General features: G+C 72.7%; 1 protein-coding gene. It reads left to right on the top strand.

Annotated features, from left to right (window positions below; all coding sequences use genetic code 11):
• The first annotated feature begins 212 nt into the window (after positions 1-212).
• Positions 213-1,271, top strand: a complete 1,059-nt coding sequence (locus AB0H87_RS41850) for a 3-deoxy-7-phosphoheptulonate synthase (RefSeq protein ID WP_360159445.1) — start codon at positions 213-215, stop codon at positions 1,269-1,271.
• The last annotated feature ends 15 nt before the right edge of the window (positions 1,272-1,286 follow it).

Genomic DNA, 1,286 nt, shown 5'->3' with positions numbered 1-1,286 from the left:
GACGGCCTGCCGGAGAGCGTCGGCAGCCGGGTCGCGGTGGCCGGGCCACGCAGGGTCCTGCTAGGGTTGCGCCGTGCAGCGCGAGTATTGGTTTACACCTCCGGCCCGGAACGGGTCGGCGGGCGTTCCGCTGCGCTGACCTTCACCCCCGAGCCGGATTCCTGAGCCGGCTCGGCGCGCGTCCGAGGGCGGCTCGCCCATGAGAGGACGCCATGTCTACCACCGCCGCGGCGCTCGACGACGCCCGCATCGCCCGGATGAGTCCGTTGATCTCTCCCGCGCTGCTCCGCCACGAGTTCCCGGTCACCCCCGAGGTCGCCGACGTGGTCAGCCGCGGCCGGGCCGAGGTCGCCGACGTCCTCGACGGGCGTGACGACCGCCTGCTGGTGATCGTCGGACCCTGCTCGATCCACGACACGGACGCCGCCCTCGAGTACGCCCAGCGACTCGCCAAGGTCGCCGAGACCGTCTCGGGCGAGCTGCGGGTGGTGATGCGCACGTACTTCGAGAAGCCCCGCACCACCGTCGGCTGGAAGGGCCTGATCAACGACCCGGAGCTGTCCGGCGGCTTCGACGTCAACCGCGGCCTGCGGCTGGCCCGCCAGCTCCTGCTCGACGTCTCCGCGCTGGGCCTGCCCGTCGGCTGCGAGTTCCTCGACCCGATCACCCCGCAGTTCATCGCCGACATCGTCAGCTGGGGCTCGATCGGCGCCCGGACCGCCGCCAGCCAGACGCACCGGCAGCTGTGCAGCGGGCTGTCGATGCCGATCGGGATCAAGAACTCCACCTCGGGCGACATCGGCGACGCGGTGGACGGGATCCGGGCCGCGGCGGCCAGCCACGTTTTCATGGGCATCAACCTGGACGGGATCGCCGCGCTGGTCACCACGACCGGCAACCCGGACTGCCACCTGATGCTGCGCGGCGGTGCGAGCGGGCCGAACTACTCGGCCGCGCACGTCTCGGACGCCCTGGCCAAGCTCGACGCGGCGGGGCTGCCCCAGCGGCTGATGATCGACGCCAGCCACGGCAACAGCGGCAAGGACCACAACCGGCAGCCCGGCGTCGTACGCGAGATCGCGGCGCGGCTGGCCGCCGGCGAGCGCGGCATCGCCGGCGTGATGATGGAGAGCTTCCTGGTCGCGGGCCGGCAGGACCTCGGCGGGCCGGCGATGGTGCGGGGCCAGTCGGTGACCGACGCGTGCATCGACTGGGACACGACCGCCACCCTGCTGGACGAGCTGGCCGCGGCGGTTCACGCCCGACGTTGATCCCCGGAGGGCGCG

The organism is Asanoa sp. NPDC050611 (assembly GCF_040654855.1).
Classification (GTDB): domain Bacteria; phylum Actinomycetota; class Actinomycetes; order Mycobacteriales; family Micromonosporaceae; genus Asanoa.
Note: the sequence above shows the minus strand (reverse complement) of the source record. Positions and strands in the feature narration are given on the sequence as shown.

What these genes read in the sequence shown, in the direction of transcription:
- AB0H87_RS41850 (WP_360159445.1), top strand. Translation starts at nt 213, where the DNA reads ATGTCTACCACCGCCGCGGCGCTCGACGACGCCCGCATCGCCCGGATG.